The organism is Pseudomonas azerbaijanoccidentalis (assembly GCF_019145495.1).
In the GTDB taxonomy this organism is placed as follows: Bacteria; Pseudomonadota; Gammaproteobacteria; order Pseudomonadales; family Pseudomonadaceae; genus Aquipseudomonas; species Aquipseudomonas azerbaijanoccidentalis.
Map to the genome: position 1 here is coordinate 485,377 of NZ_JAHSTU010000002.1, position 23,617 is coordinate 508,993.

The 23,617-nt window shown below is 60.3% G+C and carries 19 protein-coding genes; 8 read left to right on the top strand and 11 right to left on the bottom strand.

The features are described 5' to 3' along the window. Positions 1–39: 39 nt before the first annotated feature. Positions 40–534, bottom strand: a complete 495-nt coding sequence (gene tadA / locus KVG88_RS08755) for a tRNA adenosine(34) deaminase TadA (RefSeq protein ID WP_150701980.1) — start codon at positions 532–534, stop codon at positions 40–42. Further along, on the bottom strand, positions 534–1,940 hold the full coding sequence (locus KVG88_RS08760; RefSeq protein ID WP_217871108.1) for a multicopper oxidase family protein: 1,407 nt from the start codon (positions 1,938–1,940) through the stop codon (positions 534–536). The genes tadA and KVG88_RS08760 overlap by 1 nt, the downstream gene beginning before the upstream one ends. Before the next feature lie 227 nt (positions 1,941–2,167). On the opposite strand from KVG88_RS08760, the gene KVG88_RS08765 reads away from it, so the two are divergent. Then, positions 2,168–6,862 (top strand): membrane-targeted effector domain-containing toxin, encoded by a 4,695-nt coding sequence (locus KVG88_RS08765; protein WP_217871109.1) that lies wholly within the window; start codon positions 2,168–2,170, stop codon positions 6,860–6,862. A gap of 114 nt (positions 6,863–6,976) precedes the next feature. Here KVG88_RS08765 and guaA read toward each other — a convergent pair whose 3' ends face one another. The 8 genes from guaA to KVG88_RS08805 all read right to left on the bottom strand — a co-directional run bounded on the left by guaA (position 6,977) and on the right by KVG88_RS08805 (position 14,320). Beyond that, a complete protein-coding gene (gene guaA, locus KVG88_RS08770) occupies positions 6,977–8,554 on the bottom strand; it encodes a glutamine-hydrolyzing GMP synthase (protein ID WP_150701977.1) in 1,578 nt (525 codons plus the stop codon). Positions 8,555–8,653: 99 nt separating this feature from the next. Next, on the bottom strand, positions 8,654–10,123 hold the full coding sequence (gene guaB, locus KVG88_RS08775) for an IMP dehydrogenase (protein WP_150701976.1): 1,470 nt from the start codon (positions 10,121–10,123) through the stop codon (positions 8,654–8,656). A gap of 218 nt (positions 10,124–10,341) precedes the next feature. Next, positions 10,342–10,890: a sugar ABC transporter ATPase gene (locus KVG88_RS08780; RefSeq protein WP_150701975.1), complete on the bottom strand. Its 549-nt coding sequence runs from the start codon at positions 10,888–10,890 to the stop codon at positions 10,342–10,344. Positions 10,891–11,078: 188 nt separating this feature from the next. After that, positions 11,079–12,260 carry a formate-dependent phosphoribosylglycinamide formyltransferase gene (purT, locus tag KVG88_RS08785; RefSeq protein ID WP_150701974.1) on the bottom strand — a complete coding sequence of 394 codons (1,182 nt, stop codon included), beginning with the start codon at positions 12,258–12,260 and terminating at the stop codon, positions 11,079–11,081. Between the two features lie 77 nt (positions 12,261–12,337). Then, positions 12,338–12,805: a preQ0 transporter gene (locus tag KVG88_RS08790; RefSeq protein WP_075946642.1), complete on the bottom strand. Its 468-nt coding sequence runs from the start codon at positions 12,803–12,805 to the stop codon at positions 12,338–12,340. 123 nt (positions 12,806–12,928) lie between these two features. After that, positions 12,929–13,144, bottom strand: coding sequence for a DUF1289 domain-containing protein (locus KVG88_RS08795; protein ID WP_150701972.1), 216 nt, complete (start codon positions 13,142–13,144; stop codon positions 12,929–12,931). Further along, entirely contained in the window at positions 13,141–13,665 is a 525-nt protein-coding gene (locus KVG88_RS08800) for a gamma carbonic anhydrase family protein (RefSeq protein ID WP_007944857.1), read from the bottom strand. Before KVG88_RS08800 ends, KVG88_RS08795 begins: the two co-directional genes overlap by 4 nt. Positions 13,666–13,720: 55 nt before the next feature. Next, positions 13,721–14,320 (bottom strand): CoA pyrophosphatase, encoded by a 600-nt coding sequence (locus tag KVG88_RS08805; protein ID WP_217871110.1) that lies wholly within the window; start codon positions 14,318–14,320, stop codon positions 13,721–13,723. A 147-nt stretch (positions 14,321–14,467) separates the two neighbouring features. On the opposite strand from KVG88_RS08805, the gene KVG88_RS08810 reads away from it, so the two are divergent. The 7 genes from KVG88_RS08810 to nagE all read left to right on the top strand — a co-directional run bounded on the left by KVG88_RS08810 (position 14,468) and on the right by nagE (position 23,208). Continuing rightward, entirely contained in the window at positions 14,468–15,019 is a 552-nt protein-coding gene (locus tag KVG88_RS08810; protein WP_150701969.1) for an NUDIX hydrolase, read from the top strand. 108 nt (positions 15,020–15,127) lie between these two features. Further along, positions 15,128–15,631 (top strand): L,D-transpeptidase family protein, encoded by a 504-nt coding sequence (locus KVG88_RS08815; protein WP_150701968.1) that lies wholly within the window; start codon positions 15,128–15,130, stop codon positions 15,629–15,631. Positions 15,632–15,926: 295 nt separating this feature from the next. After that, on the top strand, positions 15,927–16,658 hold the full coding sequence (locus KVG88_RS08820; protein WP_217871111.1) for a GntR family transcriptional regulator: 732 nt from the start codon (positions 15,927–15,929) through the stop codon (positions 16,656–16,658). A gap of 30 nt (positions 16,659–16,688) precedes the next feature. Beyond that, positions 16,689–17,795, top strand: coding sequence for an N-acetylglucosamine-6-phosphate deacetylase (nagA, locus tag KVG88_RS08825; RefSeq protein WP_217871112.1), 1,107 nt, complete (start codon positions 16,689–16,691; stop codon positions 17,793–17,795). Beyond that, positions 17,776–18,798 (top strand): SIS domain-containing protein, encoded by a 1,023-nt coding sequence (locus KVG88_RS08830; protein ID WP_150701965.1) that lies wholly within the window; start codon positions 17,776–17,778, stop codon positions 18,796–18,798. Before nagA ends, KVG88_RS08830 begins: the two co-directional genes overlap by 20 nt. 137 nt (positions 18,799–18,935) lie before the next feature. After that, a complete protein-coding gene (gene ptsP / locus KVG88_RS08835) occupies positions 18,936–21,452 on the top strand; it encodes a phosphoenolpyruvate--protein phosphotransferase (RefSeq protein WP_217871113.1) in 2,517 nt (838 codons plus the stop codon). A 40-nt stretch (positions 21,453–21,492) separates the two neighbouring features. Next, positions 21,493–23,208, top strand: coding sequence for an N-acetylglucosamine-specific PTS transporter subunit IIBC (gene nagE / locus KVG88_RS08840; protein ID WP_217871114.1), 1,716 nt, complete (start codon positions 21,493–21,495; stop codon positions 23,206–23,208). Positions 23,209–23,301: 93 nt separating this feature from the next. Here the strand turns inward: nagE and KVG88_RS08845 are convergent, their stop codons facing one another. After that, a complete protein-coding gene (locus tag KVG88_RS08845) occupies positions 23,302–23,613 on the bottom strand; it encodes a YqfO family protein (RefSeq protein ID WP_217871115.1) in 312 nt (103 codons plus the stop codon). Positions 23,614–23,617: the final 4 nt, after the last annotated feature.

Consider the following 23,617-nt stretch of genomic DNA (forward strand, 5'->3'; position numbering starts at 1 on the left):
ATCCCTGTAGGAGCTGCCGAAGGCTGCGATCTTTTGATCTTAGTCCCGACTAGCCCGCCGGGCCTTGAAGAACTTGCTAAGCACCGCCCCGCACTCTTCCGCCAACACCCCGCCCTCATACAGCACCCGGTGATTCAAAAAGCCTTGGGTAAAAAACTGCCCCTGGCTCTGTACGATCCCCGCCTTCGGCTCCAGCGCACCGTACACCACCCGCGCGATCCGCGAATGCACGATCAGGCCGGCGCACATGCTGCACGGCTCCAGGGTCACATACAGGGTGCTACCGGGCAGGCGATAGTTATTGACAGCTTGGGCGGCGGCGCGAATCGCGACCATTTCGGCATGGGCGCTCGGGTCGCTGCCACTGATCGGGCAATTGAAGCCACGGCCGATGATTTCGCCATCCTGCACCAGCACTGCGCCCACCGGCACTTCGCCGAGGGCCGCGCCTTGGGCGGCCAAGGCCAGCGCCTCACGCATGAAGTCTTGATCACGGCTGCGGTCGATGATCGCCGCGGGACGAATCTGGCGCATCACGCCACCTCGATGGCGGCCATCAGGCCGGTTTCCATGTGGTCGATCACATGGCAATGGAACATCCAGACACCCGGGTTATCCGCCACCAGCGCAACCTGCGCGCGCTCGTTCTTGCCCAGCAAGTAGGTGTCGGTGAAGTACGGAATCACCTTGTGCCGGTTCGAGGCGATAACCTTGAAACTCATGCCGTGCAAGTGAATCGGGTGCTGATACTGAGTCATGTTCTTCAGTTCGAAAATGTAGCTCTTGCCCTTCTCAAGCTTGGCAATCGGCCGATCAGCGCAGGTCTTGTCGGTGATGTCCCAGGCCTTGCCGTTGATCTGCCAGAGGCTCGGCGGCTTGCCGTTGATCTGCCAGAGGCTCGGCGGCTTGCCGTTGTCGACGTTGACCGACACAGAGCCTACCCATTCGAAATTGAAGTTGAGTTTCTCGGCATTGGCCAGGTCGGGTTCGGCCACCGGGTTGGCGGGCATTGCCGGTGGCCATTCGGTCGGTGCGTCAGAGTTAGCCACTGAACGGAACGTCCCCAGACGCACCGGGCCGTTGCGCAACGACAACTCTTCACCCGCCGCCGGGGCCTTGATCGCCAGGCAAATGCGCATGCCGGGGCCAAGCCAGTACTCCTTGCCCAGTGGCCGCGGTTCAATCGGATTGCCATCCAGCGCGTAAATCTGCGCTTCGACGCCGGGAATGTTCAAGCGATAGGTCAGGGTGTTATCGAGGTTGAGCAGGCGCACACGGGTGATCTGCCCGGCTGGCAAATCGATGACCGCTTGCGGCACACCGTTGATGGTCGCCAGGCGCCCCGCCGTACCGCCACGGGCGGCTTCACGGGGGATGCTGAACTCGACGAAATTACCCACGTCGTCGACGTGCCAGCTCTTGAGGCTCAAAGTCTTTTCGTACTTGAAACCGGTCGGCTCGCGCTCCTCGACAATCAACGGCCCGACCAGCCCGCGACCGAGCTCTTCGCTGCTGTTCACATGCGGGTGATACCAGTAACTGCCGGCATCCGGCACACGGAACTTGTAGTCGAAATATTCCCCCGGCAACACCGGAAGCTGCGACACGTAAGGCACGCCGTCCATTTCCAGCGGCAGGCGAATGCCGTGCCAGTGAATGGTGGTCGCGACTGGCAGGTGGTTGATGAAACGCACCCGCAGCCACTCACCCTGCCGCACCCGCAACTCGGTGCCCGGCGCCGATGGGCCGAACGCCCAGGCCTCGGTCTTGTGGCCCGCCACCAGTTTCACGTCCAGCGGCGCCGCGATCAGCTCATAGTCGTGGCCCGCGTCGTCGTCGGCCATCTTGCCCAGCCAGTAACGCGACGCGCCCCCTGCACCGACGCCAACGACTACAAGACCGGCCAGGCCACCGAGGATTTGGCGACGGGTAAAGGACATGAACTCAACTACCTCACGTATCAGCGACAGGCCCGGGGCCTGCAAAAGGCGAATACGATACACCTGCAACTGCGAAACAGTAAGGGCAGCGCGGCGGATGGACGCAGGTTGCAGGCACTGCGACTTGCGTCCATCCGCCAGAAAACCGCTTGATGGCATAACTATGTACCGCACGCCCCCGGAATCGGCGGCTCATGCTCACGTTCCATTTCTCAAGGATCGACAACATGAACCCGACCGACACACGCCCCATGCCCAACGCCGCCGACAAGGCCGCGCTCAAGGCCATCGTCACCCGCGTGATCCAGACCTGCCCCAGCCTGCAAGACACGGCTCGCGAGGTCGCCGGCGATTTACTGAAAAAGCATGGCCTCACCAACCTTGATCCGGACAAGGTGTATTTTCAGCGCTTCTACGCCGCTCAAAGCAGCGCCAAAGCCTTCACCGGATGGGAGCATGTCAACGCTACGCCGACGTCAACCATGACCCTCACGCAATTGGTAATCCATCGCTTCCGGGCCACTGACCAGGACAACGCCGACCTGCTCGACGTGTACGCCGGTTTCTATAGCGCCGGCCCGAAAGCCACGCTTTTTAACGAAACCAATGAAGTGAAATTGCATGGCAACGAGGTGCTGAAAGATTTTTGGAGCACCAATTTCAGCGCCTTGTACGGCAAGCGCCTGACTACGTTCTGGAGTGAATCCGGCACCGACTTCCGCACCCTGGCCAAGAGCAATTTCCTTATCCAGGCGGTACGAGCGCGAGACAAACGCCAGTTGAGTGACGAAGACTTTCTGTTCGTCACTCAAGCAGTCATGGGACCTGTCACCTGGCCTGTCAGCCTGGAGTTTCTGCAAACCCATCAGCCTTGCTCTGACAAGGTACGAACCCTGGATTTCGATGGCCACATTGCCAACAACGTTCTTCGCTTTGTCGCGCCCAAGGGCCGACAGATCGTTTATCTACCCGGTGAGACTAACGCCTTCCAGACACTGAAATCGCCCATAGACATGCACTACTGGCTATTGCAGCAGATGAACAAGGAGGATAAGCGCCATGGATTCATGGCTCATTTCTCCCTCTCCGACCGCCAGGACGTTGCCGAGAACATCACCGACCTGATGAATCGCTTGGTCAGTACCTGGGGCAAGTACGATCATTCCCTGATCAATCAGCACAACGAGGCGATCAAGGGTGACGCCTTTTCCTGGTTGAGCGACTCGACCCAAACCGCCATGTTCTCCGAAGCCGACCTTTCGCTGACGTCCAATGGCGATCTGCGCAAAAAGCTCTGGATCGGTTATCTCAGTGCGGGTGTCAAAGTGTTTGGTCCCATGGCCGTCGTTGGTTGGCCGATCGCATTGCCCGTAGTGGGCGCCAGTATTGCCAGCATGGGATTGAACATCGATCAGGCGGTCAATGGGAATACCGCCGAAGAGCGCAAGGCTGGAGTTACCGGGGCGATACTCAGCGGCATTGATCTGCTGTTCAATCTTTTGGTGTTGAAGGGTCCCGGTTCACTGGAAGACGTTGGCCCTGAAATCGATGCTGCCGAAGCCAAGGAAATGTCTGATTTAAAAGAATCGACATTACCGGCCGAAGTGTCGGTTCCGACGCCAGGTGAGACCACCGTTGAATCACCGCCCGAGCCGACAGCGAAGGTACCAGACCGTTTCAAAATCAATGTCTCCCTCGACGAAGACACGCTGGTTCGTGAGTCGGGCAAGTTTGAAGGCACCTATCGACTCGCCTCCAATCCTTCGAGCGCCATCAAGCTCAACGACGATGCCTACTTCGTGCGTTATGAAACCCATGTCAACGGCCGCAGTACCTGGGCCATTGTCGACCCGGCCAACCCCGACGCCTTTTCGGGCTCGATTCCCGTGCGCCTGGGCCCGGAAGGCAAATGGGAGCTCATTCCCCGACTGGGGCTAAGAGGCGGCATGGACGTAGCGCCTGTTGCGACAGCAGGCACATCCAGTGAATCGGTTGTCGATGAATGGGCGCAAACGCCAGGCATTCATGCCCCCAGCATCGAAGACCCCGAAATGCGAGCCTGGTCACTCGGTGGCCCGGACGTACGCAGCCTGTTCAGAAGGGTGTGGACCCTCGGCTCGATCGACGTGCGCAGTGTGCTCGGGATCGACGAGGATTCAGTCGGCGCTCGCAGTGTTTTCATGTCCCCTGTCGACGAACTCACAGAGTCCTTGAGCGAATTCGACCTGGCGCAGGAAGAGCCTCGCCGAGATCTGGTCAGCGACGCAAAAGCATACTACGACCTCAACCCAGCGAGTCTTGAGAACTCGGTCTCTACCGCACGAACGTTTGAAACAACATCCGAACTGCTCGATACCGTTTTTGCAGACAGAAAAGGACTTGTTGTCGGCGAGCCCCGAGGCAGTGTCGGCAGCAAACAGTTCCTGATCAAAAACATGCGAACCTTGGCTGAACGCGGTGTGAAGACCCTGTATTTGCAGGAATTGTTGGCCGACGTAAACCAACTCGACCTGGACACCTTCGCCCGCACCCGAGTAATGCCCGAAGAGCTGGAAACCTACCTGAAAAAACTCGATATCAGGGCCGGCAACGATCCTGATGGCCGATTCAATCTGCTGAACCTGGTGAAGACTGCCAACGCCCAGAAGATCCGTGTTCAGGCCATCGACATGTCGACGACCTACAACATCAATAAAGAGGCAAGTCAATGGGACGGAAACTACCAAATGGCGAGAAGCTTCTTTGCCAGCCAGGTTATCCAATTCAATGAGGAAACAAAGGAGCTCGCCAATTGGGTGGCGCTGGTCAATGAAGAAAACATGACCACGTTCAGAGGCTTCCAAGGCGTTAGCGAGCAGACCGGCGCTGCGAGTTTGCGTATCGATGACGTCGCACCGGGGCAGGCACAAGCCATCGGTTCCGATCCAGGGTTGCCGGTGGAGTACTCAGACTACCCGGACGCCCCGGTTCACGAGCCTTGGATCGAAGGCAATCCATTCGAAGAGCAGGACTTTATCCGCGGCGACTGGCGCATGCAGGGAGAAACTCAATGGGCATACAGAAGCCCGCAGGCATTGGAGACGCTGTTGTCGGAACCTCGAATGTTCACCTTTCAGCGGTATGGGAACAACATTCTGGTGAACTACCGCAACGCCAACAATGAAATAGTAGACGGCATGATCAGGATAACGCCCGAGGGGAGGCTCAATCTGGATACCCCGCTGCAGCCAGCCTACGACACGATGACGGTGAACAACCTCGATGAGCTGAAGGAGGCACTCATTGCTAAGGGAATGAAACCCATGGGTTGGCCCGTCGAAGTGGCTGAAGAACTGGATTCAACCTTGTCGCCGTCGCAACACCTCGAAGCTCCCACCCACTGGCAAGCCAATGAATTGCTAGAGGGTCTAACGCCGGAGAGCGGGCCTGGGATAAACCAAGGCATCTATTTGCTCGACTCCAACCCGGCTACCGCAATCATGCTTGATGACACGGCTTACTACGTCCGCTTTGAGGCAGATGCCAACGCCAACGGTGGCGGAAACTGGGCAATCATCGATCCTGAACACCCGAATGCGTCGACTGGAACATGCCCCGTGCGGCTCAATGCTCAGGATGAATGGGAACTTGCACCTCGAGGGGGTCTGAAGGGCGGGGGCAACACACAGCCGGGAACCTCAGCACTGCCGGTGCAAACCCCGCCACCGCACGATGCACTGCGCTGCCCTTCCACACAATACGATGCTTCCGGGAGATGGAGCCTGAGAAAGCTCGCACTGGGATTAAGTGAAACCCACATCAAAATTGTTCGTCAGCCCAATGGAAGCCTGCGCGGGATAACCACCTACGATGAACATGTCGCCGTCCACAGAGCCAAGTTGTCACAGGACGCCCGCGAGTTTTTTGCTCGTAATGATCTCAACGATTTGTTACCCGCTCGCCCAACACAACCGGCCGTTACTCCGGCGACCACCGCAGCAGATCTGATTCCGAAGGTTTTTGAGGCGTCTCCAGGCCTGGTCGTTGGCGAAAGTCAGGATCGCATTGGCAGCATGCGGTTTCTGATCGAGAACATGCCGAGACTGTCCCGCGCAGGTGTAAAAACGATCTACTTTCATCGCCTGCTCAGCGATTTCAGCCAACTGGATCTCAATGAGTTCTTCACATCCGGGAAAATGTCCGACGACCTGGAAACAGCCCTGCGACAGCTGCAAAGCGACCCTTCCGGACGATACACGCCACTCAAAGTAGTCGAGAGCGCCCAATCCAACAGGATTCGAGTGCAGGCCACGGATTGCCTGGCGAGCTACCGCTACCCCGCTTCGCCACTGCCCGACATGCATGAGCAAGCGATAAAAACCTACCTGACGCACAGCCTCATTCAAGCCGATAAATCCCTCAACGGCTCCGGCAAATGGGTGGTGCTGACCGACCAGGAAAATACCAATACCTTTCGCGGCATGGCCGGTATCAGCGAACTGCAGGGCGGTATCGGTTTACGCATCGAAGAAATATCACCTGACGGCGACTTGCTGATCGAGACGGATCGGGGGATCGAAGTGGGCCGCGGTTTTACCACGCAGCCCGAATCCTTCATTGGCAACGTCGACACGCTCTACGCCGACCTGAACTTGCAGATGCCACTGCCGCCGCTACAACGCACATCCGAGGAGCTTTCTCGGCTGCTGTTCAGGCAGGGCATGTTCACCTTTGAAAACGCCGAAGGCAGCTGGACGCTGATTCATCGCGGCAGAAATGGCCAGATTGCGCGAACGTTGGTCGAACAAACGGCTGAGGGCAAGTATCTGATCAACCGCCCGACCTGGACCGAGGTGCATCAGGTGCCATACGACAGCATCGTCGAACTGTCCTGGGCGCTGGGCCGTATGGGCATGCGCTTCGAAGGTCGCTTGCCGCAATAATTCCCGGCTTCATCCGGGTCGCCCCCTCTAAACGCAAAAAGCCCCCGATCTCGCGATCGGGGGCTTTTTCTTGCCACTATCGTTGCGGGCTTGAATGCTCAGGCCCGATCACGATCATTCCCACTCAATGGTCGCTGGCGGCTTGCTCGACACGTCGTAGGTGACGCGGGAGATGCCTTCGATTTCATTGATGATGCGGCCGGAAACGGTTTCCAGCAGTTCGTAAGGCAGGTGTGCCCAACGCGCGGTCATGAAGTCGATGGTTTCTACGGCACGCAGGGCCACGACCCAAGCGTAACGACGGCCATCGCCGACCACGCCAACCGATTTCACCGGCTGGAACACCACGAATGCCTGGCTGACCTTGTGGTACCAGTCGGCTTTGCGCAGTTCTTCGATGAAGATGTGGTCGGCACGACGCAGCAGGTCGGCGTATTCCTTCTTCACTTCACCGAGGATGCGCACGCCCAGGCCCGGGCCCGGGAACGGGTGACGGTAGACCATGTCGTACGGCAGGCCCAGTTCCAGGCCCAGACGGCGGACTTCGTCCTTGAACAGTTCGCGCAGTGGCTCGACCAGTTTCAGGTTCATTTCTTCCGGCAGGCCGCCCACGTTGTGGTGCGACTTGATCACGTGGGCCTTGCCGCTTTTCGCGCCAGCCGACTCGATCACGTCCGGGTAGATGGTGCCCTGGGCCAGGTACTTGATGTTTTCCAGTTTGTTGGACTGGGCATCGAATACGTCGATGAAGGTACGGCCGATGATCTTGCGCTTCTTCTCCGGATCGGCTTCGCCGGCCAGGTTGTTCAGGAACTGATCTTCAGCGTTGGCGCGGATCACCTTGACGCCCATGTTCTCGGCGAACATGGCCATCACTTGCTCGCCTTCGTGCAGGCGCAGCAGGCCGTTGTCGACGAATACGCAGGTCAGCTGGTCGCCGATGGCTTTGTGCAGCAGTGCGGCAACCACCGAGGAGTCAACGCCGCCGGACAGGCCGAGCAAGACGTTGTCGGTGCCGACCTGGGCACGAACCTGGGCGATGGCGTCTTCGGCGATTTTCGAAGGGGTCCACAGGGCTTCACACTCGCAGATGTCGAGGATGAAGCGCGACAGGATGCGACCGCCCTGCTTGGTGTGGGTCACTTCCGGGTGGAACTGCACGCCGTAGTAGCGACGCTCATCGCTGAACATGCCGGCAATCGGGCAGCTCGGAGTGCTGGCCAGGATGTGGAAATCTTCCGGCATCCTGGTGACTTTGTCGCCGTGGCTCATCCACACGTCGAGGCCGAACAGGCCGTCGGCGTCGATGTGGTCTTCGATGCCGTCCAGCAGGCGGCTCTTGCCGACCACGTCCACGCGGGCATAACCGAACTCACGCAGCTCGGAACCTTCAACCTTGCCGCCCAGTTGCTCGGCCATGGTCTGCATGCCGTAGCAGATACCGAAGACCGGTACGCCCAGGTCGAAGACGGCTTGCGGGCAGCGAGGGCTGTTGGCTTCGTGAACAGATTCCGGGCCGCCGGCGAGGATGACGCCTTTAGGCGCGAATTCGCGAATCGCATCTTCGTCCATGTCGAACGGGTGCAGTTCGCAGTACACACCGATTTCACGCACGCGGCGGGCGATCAGCTGGGTGTACTGGGAACCGAAGTCGAGGATCAGGATGCGGTGGGCGTGAATGTCGAGGGCCATGATTCAGTCTCGTCTAAAAAATTCGGAAACAGTCGTGATTCAGAAACAACTCGGGGCTGAATAAAACAGCCCCGGTTGCTTAACGTATTGCTTGAAGGCTCAACCTACGCGGTAGTTTGGCGCTTCTTTGGTGATCTGCACGTCGTGAACGTGGGATTCGGCCATGCCAGCGCCGGTGATCCGCACGAACTCAGGCTTGGTGCGCATTTCTTCGATGTCGGCGCTGCCGGTGTAGCCCATCGAGGAACGCAGGCCGCCCATCAGTTGGTGAATGATCGCGCTCAGGGTGCCCTTGTAAGGAACACGCCCTTCGATGCCTTCCGGAACCAGCTTCTCGGCGCCTGCCGAAGAGTCCTGGAAGTAACGGTCGGAGGAACCTTGAGCCTGGGACATGGCGCCCAGCGAACCCATGCCGCGATAAGCCTTGTACGAACGGCCCTGGAACAGTTCGATCTCACCCGGCGCTTCTTCAGTACCGGCGAACATCGAGCCCATCATCACGCAGGAAGCACCGGCTACGATGGCCTTGGACAGGTCACCGGAGAAACGGATGCCGCCGTCGGCGATCAACGGAACGCCAGTGCCTTCAAGGGCAGCGGCAACGTTGGCGATGGCACTGATTTGCGGGACGCCGACACCGGCGACGATACGGGTGGTGCAGATCGAGCCAGGGCCGATACCGACCTTGACTGCGTCAGCGCCGGCTTCGGCCAGGGCCTTGGCGGCAGCGCCGGTGGCGATGTTGCCGCCGATGACCTGCACGTCAGGGAAGTTCTGCTTGACCCAGCGAACGCGGTCGATCACACCTTTGGAGTGACCGTGGGCAGTGTCGACCACCACCACGTCTACGCCGGCGTTGACCAGGGCGGCAACGCGGTCACCGGTGTCTTTACCGGTACCAACGGCAGCGCCAACGCGCAGACGACCTTGATCGTCCTTGCTGGCCAGCGGGTAAGCCTTGGCTTTTTCGATGTCGTTGACGGTCATCATGCCTTTGAGGGCGAATTTGTCATCGACGATCAGCACGCGCTCGATGCGGTGCTTGTGCAGCAGTTCACGCACATCGTTCTTGTCGGCGCCTTCCTTGACCGTGACCAGACGCTCTTTAGGCGTCATCACTTCACGGACAGTGGCTTCCAGACGGTTCTCGAAACGCACGTCACGGGAGGTGACAATGCCGACCAGGTCGCCATTGTGCAGCACCGGAACGCCGGAGATGTTGTGCATGCGGGTCAGTTCGAACAGGTCACGCACCGTGGCGTCAGCTTCGATGGTGATCGGGTCTTTGACGACACCGGCTTCGAACTTCTTGACCTTGCGGACTTCGGCAGCTTGCTGCTCGATGGTCATGTTCTTGTGGATAATGCCGATACCACCTTCCTGAGCCATGGCAATTGCCAGACGGGCTTCAGTAACGGTGTCCATGGCGGCAGAAACCAATGGAATATTCAGTTCGATGCCACGGGTAAGGCGGGTCTTGAGACTGACTTCGTTAGGAAGCACCTCGGAATAACCAGGCACTAAGAGAATGTCGTCGAATGTCAGAGCTTCTTGGCTGATACGCAGCATCGCGGGGGCTCCCGAGCGGGAAAATGGAAGCGCGCCATTATAGTCAGACACCCCCTCGGGTTCAATGTAAAACTCTGTCTATTATCGATGTTACAGATATACGGAGAATCGGGCTTTTCGTAGGAGCTGCCGAAGGCTGCGATCTTTTGACTTTGATTTTCGGAAAACAAGATCAAAAGATCGCAGCCTTCGGCAGCTCCTACGGGAAAATTCCGCGTTTAGAGTTCGACTTTGACCCAACTCACCGGTTGATCCAGCCAATCGGCAAACTCGTCGAGGAAGCTCTGCTTGAACCCGGCTTCCGCCCAGTTATTGAAGATGAAGCCCAAGTTGGAGAAACCGCATTCCTGCAAAAACAGAAAGCCGTTGATGTCGTCTTCATGCCCGCATTCCGGGCAGGTGAAGTTGTCAGTGCGCCCCGGCATCCAGTCTTCCAGGCTTTCGAACAGCGCTTCGCCAATTTCCTTGCGGCACTCGGCGCAGCCGGCTTCTTCAAGGAAACCCTTGGCCGGCGTATAGATGCAGCGCTTGGTGACGATCTCCAGGCCATTGACCGGCTCGCCGAACGGCAAGGCTTGCGGATGCAGCACCACCGCGCGCGCACCGTCGCCGATGGCATATGCCATGCGATTGCCGGTACGGCCGCAGGTGGTCAGTTCTTCCTGGACGATGTTCTTGCGCACCAGCCAACGCACAATCGCCCGGGCCCGGGGCTCATGCACCGGCAGTGTGGAGATTTTCGGGACGATGATGCTTTGCGAATTCATGGGGTACAGGCCTGGAGCATTAAAAGAAGGGGCCTTTGGCATCCACAGATTATAGGAGGACCGGTATCCCTGTGGGAGCGGGCTCGCCCGCGATAGCAGTGGCTCAGTCGACATCAATGTTTGATGTGCTGACGTCATCGCGGGCAAGCCCGCTCCCACAGGGTATCGCGGGCCCGCCCAAGCGGTTTTTACAGCTCTACGACAACCGCTTGCGAAGCACGGGTCGCCTTGGCGCGGGCGGCTTCGATCGATTCGTCGCGTGCCAGGGCCACGCCCATGCGGCGCTGGCCGTTGACTTCAGGCTTGCCGAACAGACGCAGCGCGGTATCCGGCTCGCTCAACGCGGCGCCCAGATTTGCGAAAGCGGTCTGGGTCGACTGCCCTTCCACCAGGATCACCGCCGAGGCCGATGGCCCGAACTGACGGATCAATGGGATCGGCAGGCCCAGAATCGCGCGGGCGTGCAGGGCGAACTGCGACAGGTCCTGGGAAATCAGCGTGACCAGACCGGTGTCATGCGGGCGCGGCGAGACTTCGCTGAACCACACTTGATCGCCCTTGATGAACAACTCGACGCCAAACAGACCACGGCCACCCAAGGCTTCGGTCACGGCTTTGGCAACGCGCTCGGATTCGGCCAGAGCAATCGGGCTCATGGCTTGTGGCTGCCAGGATTCCTGATAGTCGCCCTTCTCCTGACGATGGCCGACCGGTGCGCAGAAAGTGGTGCCGCCAACGTGGCGCACGGTCAGCAGGGTGATTTCGTAATCGAAATCGATGAAGCCCTCGATGATCACCCGGCCTTTACCGGCACGGCCGCCTTCCTGGGCGTAATCCCAGGCAGTTTTCACGTCATCGGCGCTGCGCAGCAGGCTCTGGCCCTTGCCAGACGAGCTCATCACCGGCTTGACCACACATGGGAAACCGAGGTCTTCGACAGCCTTGCTGTAATCCTCGAAGGTGTCGGCGAAGTGGTACGGCGAGGTCGGCAGGTCGAGCTCTTCGGCGGCCAGGCGACGGATGCCTTCGCGGTTCATGGTCAGCTGCGCGGCGCGAGCGGTCGGGATCACGGTGAAGCCTTCAGCTTCCAGCTCGACCAGGGTCGCGGTGGCGATGGCTTCGATTTCCGGCACGATGAAGTGCGGCTTCTCGGCTTCGATCACGGCACGCAGGGCGGCGCCATCGAGCATGTTGATCACGTGGCTGCGGTGTGCGACCTGCATGGCCGGCGCGTTGGCGTAGCGGTCCACGGCAATCACTTCAACGCCCAGGCGTTGCAGCTCGATCACCACTTCCTTGCCCAATTCGCCACAGCCACACATCAATACGCGGGTCGCGGTCGGCGACAATGGAGTTCCGATACGGGTCATCTGAAGGTCCTCAAGGAGCGGATCATCGAGGGAAGCACGCTTCCCATGGGGAGAAAGCGCGGCATTTTACATGAACTTCAGCTGACGACAGCCTGTTTGCGCAGGCGCCAGGCCATGATCAGCCATACGGCGGTCACGCCGGCGAACTTCGAGCCCAGGGCGGTGAGGATCACACCCGGCGTCAGCGCGTCGATCATGCCGAAAAAGATGAAGGTATCGAGAGGAATGCTCAGCGCCGAACTTATCCACAGGCGGTCGTGCAACGGGCGCTTGGTAATGCTGAACACCAACCAGTCGATGCACTCGGACACCGCGAACGCCGTGGCGCTGGCCAGGGCGATGGACGGATCGGACGTGACATAAGACAGCACCAGCGCGACCAGCATCGCCGCAATCGCGCCGTGGCCGAACCGGGTTTGCACCATGTCGCGCAGGATAAATACCAACCCGCCCCAGGCCGACCAGATGATGTCCAGGTGCGGAGCAGTGGAAAACGCGAAGTTGATCAGCACGACGCTGCTGATGTAGGCGATCAGGAAGAACATGGAAGCACCTGTTGATTTGGCGCACAGGGTACGTCAGCTGACCACAAAGTCAAAAGATCGCAGCCTCCGGCAGCTCCTACAAGGATCGGTGTAGGAGCTGCCGCAGGCTGCGATCTTTTGATCTCATCGGCCAGGCGTCTTGCCGATCATCCACACCAACCCACTGGATTTCGCCCGCTCATGACACAACCCCAACACCTTGCGGCGCTCCTCGTTGTCCATTCGGCTCCATCGGGTGATTTCTTCCACCGTACGCTGGCAACCAGTGCAAATGTCATCGTCATCCAGCGCACAGATGTTCACGCAGGGTGATGCCACTGGGCGTTCGGTAGCGGTCATTCTTCTTGCTCGACCAGATCGCGGGCATAACGCTGGGAGTTATGCACATAGTGAGCGGCGCTGGCTTCCAGCATCTTCTTCTGCTGCTCGGTCAGTTCGCGCACAACCTTGCCGGGCGAGCCCATGACCAGCGAGCCGTCGGGAATTTCCTTGCCTTCGCCGATCAGCGAATTGGCGCCGATGATGCAGTTCTTGCCGATCTTCGCGCCGTTGAGGATCACCGCATTGATCCCGATCAGGCTGTAGTCGCCCACGGTGCAGCCATGCAGCATCGCGTTGTGGCCGATGGTCACGCCGGTGCCGATGGTCAGCGGATAGCCCATGTCGGTGTGCATCACGGTGCCGTCCTGGACGTTGCTGTTCTTGCCGATCAGGATCAATTCGTTGTCGCCGCGCAGCACAGCGTTGAACCAGACGTTGGCGCCCTCTTCCAGTTTGACCTTGCCCACCAGCACGGCATTGGGTGCGACCCAGCTCTGTGGGTGGGTTTCGACGCGGGCGTCGCCCAGACGGTATTTCATCGTGATTTTCCTCAGGGCTCAGGCAGCCGCGTGTTCAGGCCATTCGAACGATGGCTCAGGTATTGATAAAGCTTTTGGGTGGCTGGTGCAGGCTGATTTTCGCGTCATAAAGCAGATTGATCAACTCGACGACCATGATCGCCGTCAGGCCCCAGATCTTGTACTCGCCGTAACGGTAGCTCGGCACGTACCAGCTGCGGCCCTGATAATCGATGCGGTGGGTGTGCTCACGCGGGTCTTTGCGGAAGAACTCCAGCGGTACGCTGAATACGGCGGCAATTTCGGCATCGTTGGCCCGGTACTCGACAAAATCCGGGATCACGCCGACATAAGGCGTGACCTTGATGCCGTGCAGGGAAATCAACGGGCTCAACGGGCCGATCACCTCGACCAGCCCCGGCGGCAGACCGATCTCTTCTTCGGCTTCGCGCAGGGCGGTGAAAATCAGGTCCGGGTCTTCGGGGTCGCGGCGCCCGCCGGGGAAAGCCACTTCGCCGCCATGGGTCGAGAGCCCGCTGGCACGCAGGGTCAGCACCAGCTCCGGTTGGTCGCTGCGGGTGATAGGCACCAGTACGGCGGCCTCGGGGAAACGTCGGTCAGTCTCCAGCGTGCGCGGTGTGTGATTCGTTACCCGATGCAGTAGCTCGTCCAGCATGAGTGTTCTCGATCTGTGCCTTACGCTGCATCATGCACCAATCGTTGCGGTCGCCCAAGCCCCCGCACAGTGGCGTGTCGCGAAACGACAACTTGCCGACAGACACCACCGCACGCCAAGATAGGCGCAGCATTCAGGAACCCAAGCATGAAATTTTGCAGCCAGTGCGGTAACCCGGTGACCCAGCGCATACCCGAAGGCGATTCGCGCCTGCGATTTGTCTGCGACAGTTGTCACGCCATTCACTACCAGAACCCCAATATCGTCGCTGGCTGCGTCGCCACCTGGGGCACCCAGGTCCTGCTGTGTCGCCGCGCGATAGAGCCACGGCTGGGTTATTGGACCCTGCCCGCCGGTTTCATGGAGAACGGTGAAACCATCGAGCAGGCGGCTATTCGCGAAACCGCCGAAGAAGCCTGCGCCCGGGTGCGCAACCTGAGCATCTACACGCTGATCGATGTTCCCCACATCAGTCAGGTGCATGTGTTCTTCCGTGCCGAACTGGCGGACCTGGACTTTGCCGCCGGTCCCGAGAGCCTCGAAGTGCAACTATTCGACGAAGCGGACATTCCATGGGACGAGCTGGCTTTCCGCACAGTGGGCCGTACCTTAGAATGCTTCTTCGCTGACCGGCGGGCCGAAACCTACCCCGTACGGTCCGAATCGATCCCGCCGCTTGCTCAGCCTGCCATTAGTTGATGCCATATTGGTATCATTCATTGCCGCTGGAAAATCGTAGCCCGCGGCAGCTCCTTCAAAAACATCTATAAATAAATAGTCGCGACACCTCTCTGGGGAATCGTTTCAATGCGCTGGTTGCTTGCCCTGTTCTGCTTGTCATTCGTCTCGGTGTCCCAGGCTACTGCCGTGGAAACCTTGAACGGCAAGGTCATCGAGAAAGTTCTGGTTCTCAAGTCTTCGCATCAATTGCAATTGATCAATGACGGCAAGCCGATCAAGACCTATCGCATTTCCCTGGGCAAACGCCCCAAGGGACCGAAACTGATGGAAGGCGACAAACGCACGCCGGAAGGTTTCTATTGGCTCGACTGGCGCAAGACCAGCGAGAAATTCAACCTGTCGATGCACATTTCCTACCCGAACATCAGCGATTCCGCCCGTTCGCGGCGTGAAGGCGTCGATCCCGGCGGCATGATCATGATCCACGGCACCCCGGACACCGAAGACAACCCTGAGCAACTGTTCCATACCCTGGACTGGACCGACGGCTGCATCGCCATGCGCAACATGGACATGCGCGAAGTCTGGAACCTGGTGCCGGATGGCACGATGATCGAGATTCGCCCGTAATTCCCCACGACCATTGGTCGCTCTCGAAAAATAAATTCAAAAGATCGCAGCCTTCGGCAGCTCCTACAGGGTGAATACCATTTCGCTCTGTAGGCGCTTCCGCAGGCTGCGATCTTCGTCGTTCTAAATCCCACCACTAATACCACTTCAGACCAACCTACCTACAGCCGCTCCGAATTGGCGCGTTATCGCTCATCTACGGTAAAGCACTGCCGTTGACATGGTATTCAAGTGGTATTAGTTTTCGCTGCATTCACGGGCGACAACACTCCAATATCCGCACCGGACACCTCACATGAACGATCTCCAGGCCTTGCGCCCCGACGACACCCAACCCACGCCGCTGTACCTGCAACTGGCGCGCAATCTGGAAGCGGCGATTCACGCGGGCCAGTGGAAAGCCGAACAGGCGATGCCGTCGGAACGCAATCTCAGCGAGATGCTCGGCATTTCCCGCGTGACCGCTCGCAAGGCGCTGGAAGTGTTGTTCGAGCAAGGCCTGATCCGCCGCAACCAAGGTTCCGGCACCTTCATCACACCGCGCCTGGAACAACCGCTGTCGCGTCTTTCCGGTTTCAGCGAAATGCTCCGCCTCAAGGGCTTTGTGCCCGGTTCGCAATGGCTGGAGCGGGAAATCACCCTGCCCACCCACGAAGAACTGATCCGCCTGAGCCTGTCGCCCAACGACAAAGTCGCGCGCCTCAAACGCCTGCGCAAAGCCGACGACACCGTAATGGCCATCGAGATGAGCACCCTGCCCGCCTCGATCATTCCCAAGCCGCAGGCAGTAGGCGACTCCCTTTACGAATACCTCGACGGCATCGGTAAACCGATCGTCCGCGCGTTGCAGCACATTCAGGCGATCAACGCTTCGGACGAGTTCGCCGCACTGGTCGGCATCGCCCCTGGCACCGCCATGCTGCTGATGACCCGGGTCGGCTACCTCGAAGACAACACCCCCATCGAAGTCACCGACACTTATTGCCGCAACGACTACTACGACTTTGTTGCAGAGCTGCGTCGCTAACCCCTGGCCGCCGAACATCGAGAACAGATCATGTCCGAAGACAACATCCTCACCGCCCACGGCTGGGTTCGCGGCCGACTGGTTCACGAACACGGCAAAGTCGTGTCGATCGAAGGCGTGCCCTGCGATCCGGCCGACAACGACCTGCCTTACCTGCTGCCGGGTTTCATCGACCTGCACGTTCACGGCGGTGGCGGCAAAGACATCATGGAAGGCGCCCCCGCGTTCGAAACCATCACCAAAACCCATGTGCGTTTCGGCACCACGTCGCTACTGGCCACCACCATGACCGCGCCGAGCGAGGAAATCTCGCGGGTGCTCAAAGCCGTCGGCGAGTTCTGCGGACAGCGCCCGCATGGCAGCGCCCGGGTCCTCGGTGTGCATCTGGAAGGGCCGTACATCAATCCCGGCAAACTCGGCGCACAACCGAATTTCGCCCACACCGCGCTGATGGCCGAAGTCGAAGAATACCTGGCGCTGGCGCCGATTCGGGTCATCACCATCGCCCCGGAAATTGCCGGCCACGATGCCCTGATCCGCGCTCTCAGTTCCCGTGGTGTGCGCATGCAGATCGGCCACACGCTGGGCAGTTACGAAGAAGGCGTCGCTGCGCTGGAAGCCGGCGCGACCAGCTTCACGCATCTCTATAACGCCATGAGCCCGTTGCATCACCGCGAGCCGGGCATCGTCGGCGCAGCTCTGGCCCACGCCAAGTTCGCCGAACTGATTCCGGACTTGCTGCACGTGCACCCCGGCGCGATCCGCGTGGCCCTGCGTTCAATCCCGTGCCTGTATTGCGTGACCGACTCGACCGCCGCCGCCGGCATGCCCGACGGTGAATACAAGCTCGGCAGCCACACCGTGACCAAATGCCTGGGCGGCGTGCGCCTGCCCGACGGCACGCTGGCCGGCAGCACGCTGACCATGGATCAGGCCCTGCGCAACCTGGTGAAAATCGGTTTGCCGATCGCCGAGGCCTCGCAGCGCCTGTCGCAATTCCCCGCCGACTACCTCGGCATCACCGAACGCGGGCGCCTGCAACCGGGCGCCTGGGCCGACTGCGTGCGGCTGGATCGCTCACTGAAACTGACCGCCGTCATGGTCGAAGGAGAAGACATTGACTTCAAAAATGCTTGAAGAGGCGCTGTCCTCGTTCGAGGCCGTGCAAGCCCAATTGCAGCAGCTCGACCCGCAGATGATCGAGATCGCCGGACGCCTGCGCCGTCAGCCGCCGCAAGTGGTGATGACCGTCGCGCGCGGCAGCTCCGACCACGCGGCCAGTTACTTCGCCTACCTGACCATGCAGTTGCTGGGTTTTCCAGTGGCCTCGTTGCCGATGTCGGTGGTGACCATGCAACAGGCACCGTTGAAGGTCAGCGGTCAGGTGGCGTTCGCCTTTTCGCAATCAGGCCAGAGCCCGGATTTGGTGAACAGCCTGCGCTTGTTGCGCAAGCGTGGCGCGTTGAGCGTGTCGATGGTCAACGCGGCCGACTCGCCACTGGAAGCGGCCTGCGAATTCAGTCTGCCATTGTTGGCCGGCACTGAAAGCAGCGTCGCCGCCACCAAGAGTTTTATCGCGACCCTCAGCGCCAGCGCCCGGTTGATCGGCCACTGGAAAGAAGACAGCGAGCTGCTCGACGCCGGCCGCGCCTTGCCCGAAGGCCTGCGCGAGGCAGCGCAACAGGATTGGAGCGCGGCCATCGAGGCCTTGCGCGATTGCCAGCGCTTGATGGTGATCGGCCGTGGCGCCGGTTTCGCCATCGCTCAGGAAGCGGCGCTCAAGTTCAAGGAAACTTCGGCAATCCAGGCCGAAGCCTTTAGCAGCGCGGAGGTCCGTCACGGGCCGATGGCGTTGATCGGTGACAACTATCCGCTGCTGGTTTTCGCCCCGCGCGGTGCCGAACAGGCCGGTTTGCTGAGCCTGGCGGCGGACATGCGCCAACGCGGCGCGCGGGTTTTGCTGGCCGCCCCGGACGATGTCGCCGAACGTGACCTGACCCTGAGCCGCGCCGAACACCCGGCCCTCGATCCGATCCTCGCGATCCAGAGCTTCTACGTGATGGCCGCCGCCCTGGCCGTCGCACGCGGCATGGACCCGGACCAGCCACGGCACCTGAGCAAAGTCACACGCACGCACTGATTCAAACACGCCCGTAGGAGCTGTCGAGTGAAACGAGGCTGCGATCTTTTTAAAGACAAGATCAAAAGATCGCAGCCTTCGGCAGCGCCTACAGGGAGTGGGTTGATCCGAACCGTATTTTTTGATGAGACCGAGCCATGCATAACAACAATAAAGAGCTGACCTTAAGCGCCCCGCTCAGCGGCCCGGTGCTCACGCTCGCCAAAGTCCCGGATGCGGTGTTCGCCAGTGGCGCCATGGGTGACGGAATCGCCATCGATCCGCTGAACGACACCCTTCACGCGCCGTGCGCCGGAGTCATCGTGCATGTCGCCCGCACCGGCCACGCCGTGACCCTGCGTGCCGACAACGGCGCCGAATTGCTGCTGCACCTGGGCCTCGATACGGTCGAGCTGCAAGGCAACGGTTTTTCCATGCTGGTTCAGGAAGGTGCGCGCGTTGCCAACGGCCAGCCGCTGCTGCGCTACGACCAGGACAAGGTCGCGCAACAATGCAAAAGCCTGGTCAGCCTGCTGATCCTCACCAACAGCCAGGATTTTCAGGCACGGCCCATTACCCTCAAATCGGTGAAGGTTGGCGAGCCCTTGCTGCACATCATTCGCCGCAACGGCGCTGGTGCTCACACTGAAGTGGAGCTTGTCGGCGAAGAGCGGATCGGCCACGTACGCATCGCCCATCGCGGCGGCCTGCATGCGCGGCCAGCGGCACTGATCCGGCAAACCGCGCAAGGTTTCAAGAGCAAGTCGCAGCTGCATTTCGCCGGTAAATCGGCGACCTGCGACAGCCTGATCGGCCTCATGGGACTGGCAATCGGCGAGCAGGACGAAGTGCAAGTCAGCTGTCAGGGCCCGGATGCCGAAGCCGCGCTGCAAGCCCTGTTGATCGCCTTGTCCACGCCGTTGGCCGAGGAGCATCACGCCGCCGCGCCAGCACCGCTGGCTCAGCGTAATCGTGTGGCCGAAGCCGGAGTGCTGCATGGTGTTTGCGCCGCACCAGGGCTGGTCGGCGGGCCGCTGTTTCGCTTGAACGCGATCAACTTGTCAGCGGATGCCGGGCACAACGACCCGGCACAGCAAAGACAGGTGCTCGACCACGCCCTGACGCAAGTGCGCAGCGAAATTGCCGTCACGTTGACCCAGGCCGGAAAACACAAGAACACCGATGAAGAAGCCATCTTCGCCGCGCACCTCGCGCTGCTTGAAGACCCGGCACTGCTGGACGCCGCCAACCATTCGATTGACCTGGGCATGGCCGCAACCCACGCCTGGAGCCAATCGATCGACGCGCAGTGCGAGGTGCTCCAGCAACTCGGCAGTTCATTGCTGGCCGAGCGCGCCAACGATCTGCGCGATCTCAAACAGCGCGTACTGCGTGCCCTGCTCGGTGAAGCCTGGCATTACGACATTCCGCCCGGCGCGATCATCGCCGCCCATGAGTTGACCCCATCCGATTTGCTGCAACTGAGCCAGCAAGGCGTGGCAGGTTTGTGCATGGCCGAGGGTGGCGCGACCTCCCATGTGGCGATTCTCGCCCGTGGCAAAGGCCTGCCATGCGTGGTCGCATTGGGCGCGTCACTGCTCGATCAGGAACAGGGTCAGACGGTGGTGCTGGACGCCGATGGCGGTCGCCTTGAGCTGCTACCGAATGCCGAACGTCTGGCCGACGTGCGTCACGCAGAACGCGCCCGACAACAACGCCGCACCGAGCAACAGGCCCAGGCCCACACCCCGGCGCTCACCGTTGATGGCGTGCGCATCGAAGTCGCGGCCAATGTCGCCTCCAGCAGCGAAGCTGCGGATGCACTGGCCCACGGTGCCGACGGCGTCGGCCTGTTGCGTACCGAGTTCCTCTTCGTCGACCGCCACACCGCGCCGGACGAACAGGAACAGTGCCACGCCTATCAGGCGGTGCTCGATGCCATGGGTGACAAATCCGTGATCATCCGCACCATCGACGTCGGCGGCGACAAGCAACTCGACTACCTGCCGCTGCCCGCCGAGGCCAATCCAGTGCTTGGGCTGCGTGGTATTCGCCTGGCTCAAGTGCGCCCGGAACTGCTCGACCAACAATTGCGCGCATTGCTGCAAGTCAGCCCGTTGTCACGGTGCCGGATCCTGTTGCCGATGGTCACCGAAGTCGATGAGCTGCTGCACATCCGCCAGCGCCTCGATGCCCTGTGCGACGAACTGGGCCTGACGCAACGCCCGGAGCTGGGCGTCATGATCGAAGTCCCGGCCGCCGCACTGCTGGCCGAGCAGCTGGCCGAACACGCGGACTTTCTGTCCATCGGCACCAACGATTTATCGCAATACACCCTGGCGATGGACCGCGACCACGCCGGCCTCGCCTCGCGGGTCGATGCGATGCACCCGGCCTTGCTGCGACTGATCGCGCAGACCTGCGCCGGTGCGGCGCAGCACCAGCGTTGGGTCGGTGTGTGCGGTGCGCTGGCGTCTGATCCGCTGGCGACGCCGGTGCTGATCGGGCTAGGCGTGAGCGAACTGTCGGTGAGCCCGGTACAGGTCGGCGAGATCAAGGACCGAGTGCGTCATCTCGACGCCAGCGAGTGCCGGCGCATCAGCCACGACCTGCTCAAGTTGAGCAGCGCCGGCGCGGTGCGTCACGCCTGTCATCAGCACTGGCCTCTGAGCTAGCTCTTTACACAAGAACAACAAAAATCCAGGGAGAACCGCCATGTACCAATACTTCATCGAAGGCCTGCAACGCCTCGGCCGCGCACTGATGCTGCCGATTGCGATCCTGCCGATCGCCGGCCTGTTGCTGCGCCTGGGCGACACCGACTTGCTGAACATCGCGATCATCCACGACGCCGGCCAGGTGATTTTCGCCAACCTGGCAATGATCTTCGCCATCGGTATCGCAGTCGGGTTCGCCAAGGACAACAACGGCACGGCGGGCCTTGCCGGTGTCATCGGTTACCTGGTGATGATCTCCACACTCAAGGTGCTGGATGCGAGCATCAACATGGGCATGCTCGCCGGAATCGTCAGCGGCCTGATGGCCGGCGCGCTGTACAACCGCTTCAAGGACATCAAGTTGCCGGAGTACCTGGCGTTCTTCGGTGGCCGGCGTTTTGTGCCGATTGTCACCGGGTTCGCCGCCGTCGGCCTGGGCGTGGTCTTCGGCTACATCTGGCCGCCGATCCAGCACGGCATCAACAGCTTCGGCACGTTGATGATGGAAAGCGGCAGCTTCGGTGCGTTCATCTTCGGCGTGTTCAACCGCTTGCTGATCGTCACCGGCCTGCACCACATCCTCAACAACATGGCGTGGTTCGTGTTCGGCAATTTCACCGATCCGGTAACGGGCGCCATCGTCACTGGCGACCTGTCTCGCTACTTTGCTGGCGATCCCAAGGGTGGCCAGTTCATGACCGGCATGTTCCCGATGATGATCTTCGGTCTGCCGGCCGCGTGCCTGGCGATGTACCGCAATGCCTTGCCGGAACGGCGCAAAGTCATGGGCGGGATTTTCCTGTCGATGGCCCTGACCTCGTTCCTCACCGGCGTCACCGAACCGATCGAATTCGCCTTCATGTTCCTCGCGCCGTTGCTGTACCTGCTGCATGCGCTGCTGACCGGCCTGTCCATGGCCGTCACCAACCTGCTGAACATCCACCTCGGCTTTACCTTCTCCGGTGGTTTCATCGACATGATTCTCGGCTGGGGCAAATCCACCAATGGCTGGCTGGTGGTCCCGGTGGGCCTGGCCTACGCGGTGGTTTACTACGGAGTGTTCGATTTCTGCATTCGTCGCTTCAACCTCAAGACACCGGGCCGCGAAGATACCGCGACGGTCGAGAAAGTCGCGGTCACGGAAATCGAACGGGCGGCGGCTTACATCAAGGCACTGGGCGGCGCCGAAAACCTGATCACCGTTGGGGCCTGCACGACGCGGCTGCGCCTGGACATGGTGGACCGCAACAAAGCATCGGATGCGGATTTGAAAGCACTCGGCGCCATGGCCGTGGTGCGTCCGGGGAAGGGCGGAAGTTTGCAAGTGGTAGTCGGGCCGATGGCCGACAGCATCGCCGATGAAATTCGCCTGGCGATGCCGGCGCTGGGCCGGGCCATTGTGTCCACGCCTGCGGCATTGGCCGATGAACCGAAAGCTGCCGCGGTGGCAACACCTGAAGCCCAGCAATGGCTGAACGCATTGGGCGGTGGCGACAACGTGCTGCAACTCGATTGCGTGGCCATGACCCGCATTCGCCTGCAACTGGCCGATGGCAAGGCGTTGTCGGAGTGCGATTTGAAAACCCTGGGGTGTCAGGGTGTGAGCCAGCTGGAAGGTGGCATCTGGCATCTGTTGGTCGGTGACAAGGCGCCGAGTTTGAGTGATGCGCTGGAAGCGTTGGTCAATCGCAGTGAGGTGAGTGCGAAGGTTTAATCCACAACGAGCAGCTCCTACAGGAGAATTCAAAGCCACAAAAAACCCGCTGAAATCACTCTCAGCGGGTTTCTCATTTCAGCAGCCAGAGAATCAGAAATCCTCCAGCCGCCACACCTCATAAGCCGGCGTCTCGTAGGGATGGCTTTGCTTCAAAGCCGCCACCACCGAGCGAATCAACTCATCGGCGACCACAAGCTCAACCTTCCACTCCTCCACCTGCTCGACCTGCCCCGCTTGGCCAATGAACGGCTGACTGCCGTCCAGTGGCCGAAACTGGCCTTGGCCCAGTACCTGCCAGGCGCAGTGGTCATAGTCACCGATTCGACCGCCACCGGCGGCGAATACGGCACTTTTGACCGCGTCGACATGGCTGTCGGGAACGAAGAAGCTGAGCTTGTACACGGCG